At 73.6% G+C, this 3,452-nt stretch carries 1 protein-coding gene; it reads right to left on the reverse strand.

Annotation, left to right across the window (positions count from 1 at the left end; translation table 11 throughout):
• Positions 1-3,452: amino acid adenylation domain-containing protein (locus tag ACFXG1_RS32980; protein ID WP_384745860.1), on the reverse strand; the 3,452-nt coding region annotated here is incomplete at both ends.

Consider the following 3,452-nt stretch of genomic DNA (forward strand, 5'->3'; position numbering starts at 1 on the left):
TTCGAGGGTGATCTGGACGATGTAGATGTCGGGGGATTCTTCGTCGTAGAGGGCGTGGAAGAGCAGGCCTTCCTGCAACGGCGCCAACGGCAGGATGTCGGCCGGACGCAGCTCCGCCTCGATGGCGTCGATCTCCTCCTGACCGATCGAGACCAGCGGCACGTCCGACGGCGTCAGACCATCGGCGTCCGGAGCCGTGGCGTGCTCGGCGAGCAGACCGAGCGCCCGGACCCACGCGTCGCCGAAGGCGCGTACGTCGTCCTCGGCGAGCAGCTCGCCCGGCCAGGCACAGGTGAAGGTCAGCCGCGGACCGTCGGCCGATTCGAGGGCGACGGCGTTGACCGACAGGGCGTGGGTGAGCGGCATCCCAGGATGGGCGCCGCCCGCCAGGACCGAGGCCTCTGTGACCGGGGCCCAGTCCGCGCGGCCGGGCACCGGGAACCGCCCGAGGTAGTTGAAGGCGATCTGCGGACGGGGCGCGTCGGCCAGCGGTCCTGCGGTCTCCGGACGGAGATGGCGCAGCAGCCCGAAGCCGAGGCCGTACCCGGGCACGGCCGCCGACCGCTCCTTCACCCGCTTCAGTGCCGCGATCGCCGCGGGACCGCCGGGCGGCGCGGTCCCGGTGTCGATCCGCCGCGGTTGGATGCTGGTGAACCAGCCGACCGTACGGGACAGATCGAGCCCGTCCACGAGGTCGTGCCGGCCGTGCCCTTCGAGGTCGACCAGCAGGGATCCGTCACCGGCCGGGCCCCGGCCCTCCTGCCAGTCGCGGTGCGCCAGGCCGAGCGCCGTGAGGAGTACGTCGTCGACGCCGCACCGGAAGCGGGCCGGGACGTCCGCGATCAGGGCCCTGGTCCGTTCCGGGGACAGGGTCCAGGTCAGGGTGGCCGCCGTCCCGACGGTGTCGCGGCCCGGGTCGAGCGGACGTCCGCCGAGCGGCGGCTCCGGCCGCCCCAGCAGCCCGGTCCAGTAGGCCGCCTCCTGCCGCCGGCCGGGGTCCCGGGCCTCGTCGGCGAGCAGTCGCGACCAGCGGCGGAAGGACGTGGGCACGGCGGGCAGCCGCGGCTCGTCCCCGGCGGACACCGCGCGCCAGGCCGCCTCCAGATCGCCCAGCAGGATCCGCCAGGACACGCCGTCGACCACGAGATGGTGCAGCAGGATCAGCAGCGCGCCGGGTTCCCCGGGGCCCGCGTCGAACCAGACGGCCCGCAGCATGACGCCCCCGGCGGGGTCCAGCAGGCGCCGCTCCTCCGCCGCGGCGTCCGCGAAGGCGCCGTCGTCGTCCGCCGCGGTCGCGGCCCGGTCGATACGCCGCAGTAGCGGCGCGGCCGGGACGCTCCCGGGCGCGGGAACGACCAGCCGGGCCCCGGGCCCCGCCCCGGCCAGCCGCGCCCTGAGCATGTCGTGCCGGTCGAGGACCGCCTGAAGCGCCCGGACCAGTGCGTCCCGGGTCGCCCCCGCGGGTGTTCTGACCACGACCGACTGATGGAACTCGGCGAACCCGGGACCGTCGACGCCGAAGGCGAGCATCACCGGGGTCAGCGGCACCTCCCCGGTCCCTTCGCCGTCCCCGTCCGGCGCGACGGCGGGAAGGGTGTCGGCGGCGCGGGCCACGGCCGCCAGCTCGGCGATCGACTGATACTGGAACACCTCGCCGGGAGTGATCACGAGACCGCGTTCGCGGGCCCGGCTGACCAACTGGATGGAGAGGATGCTGTCGCCGCCCAGCCGGAAGAAGTTGTCGTCGACACCGACCCGCGGCAGCCCGAGGACTTCGGCGAAGAGATCGGCGAGTACGCGCTCGCGCTCGGTGCCCGGGGCGCGGTCGGTGACCCGCCCGCCGAAGTCGGGCGCGGGCAGGGCCCGGCGGTCGAGCTTCCCGTTGGCCGTCAGCGGAAGGTCGTCCAGCGGGACGAACGCCGCGGGGATCATGTAATCGGGCAGCGTCGTCGCCAGTCGCCCACGGAGCACGTCGGCGTCGGGGGCCGCCCCCGGGGCGGGGACGAGATACGCCACGAGCCGGGTACTCCCCGAGCCGTCGCCGTACGGGACCACCGCGGCACGGGCGATGTCCGGACGGGCGGTCAGGGCGCTCTCGATCTCACCGGGTTCGATCCGGAAGCCGCGGAGCTTCACCTGGTGGTCCGTACGGCCGAGATAGCCGATGGTCCCGTCGGTGTGCCGGCGGGCGAGGTCGCCGGTGCGGTACATGCGGGTGCCGGGTGGTCCGTAGGGGTCGGCGACGAAGCGTTCGGCCGTCAGTCCCGGCCGGTGGAAGTAGCCGCGGGCCAGGCCCGCCCCGGCGATGTACAGCTCACCCGCGACCCCCGGTGGCACCGGCCGCAGCGCGGAGTCGAGGATATGGATCCGGGTGTTGTCGAGCGGGCGGCCGATCGGCACCACCGCCGCCGGCGGGGCATCCGCCGGGATCCGGTGGTGGGTGGCGAAGGTGGTGCTCTCGGTCGGACCGTAGCCGTCCACGATCGACAGCCCGGGACAGGCGTCCCGGGTCCTGTCCACCGCCCGCGGATCGACCACGTCACCGCCGGACCACAACTCCCGCAGGCCCGCCAGGGCACGGGGGTTCTCCTGGGCGACGAGATGGAAGAGCCCCGCCGTCAGCCAGAGCGCCGTGATCCCGTGCTGCCGGACGAGCGCCTCGATCTCGGCGGTGCCGAGCTGGCCGGGGGGTGCGACGACGATCTCCCCGCCGGACAGCAGCGGTACCCAGATCTCGTAGGTCGCCGCGTCGAAGGAGTGCCGGGAGTGGAAGAGCACCCGCCGGTGGTTCCCGTTCCGCCAGCACCGGTCGGCGGCCAGCTTGACGACCGCCGAGTGCGGCACCGCCACACCCTTCGGCCGGCCGGTGGAGCCGGAGGTGTACATGATGTACGCGAGCCGGCGGTCGTCGTCGTCCGGTACGGCGAACGGACCGGTGCCGTCCGCCGGGGCGGCGACGGCGTCGCCGACGAGGATCGGCCGGATGCCGTCGGGCAGTTCGGCGCCCTCGTACGCGGCGGGGTTCGTGACCACGACCCGGGCTCCGGTCTCCTGGAGGAAGGCCCGCCTGCGCGATTCGGGATCCCGTACGTCCAGCGGCAGATAGGCGGCGCCCGCCTTGAGGACCGCCAGCAACGCGACCAGCAGCTCCGCGGAGCGGTCCAGCAGCACCCCCACGGTGTCCTCGGGACGTACCCCGTCCGCGATGAGGGCGGCGGCCAGCCGTCCCGACCGGTCGTCCAGCTCCCGATAGGTCAGCTCGTCCGTACCGGAGCGGACCGCGATCGCCGACGGGGTACGCGATACCTGCTCGGCGAAGAGCTGATGAACCGTACGGCCCGCCCCTGGAATCGGGTGATCCGTGGTGTTCCATTGGGTGAGTTGTTGGTGTTCTTGGGGTGTGAGGGTGTTGATGTGGTGGATGGGGGTGTGGGGGTTTTGGGTGATGGTGT

Origin of the sequence: Streptomyces sp. NPDC059248, from assembly GCF_042753905.1 — a bacterium.
GTDB lineage: Bacteria > Actinomycetota > Actinomycetes > Streptomycetales > Streptomycetaceae > Streptomyces.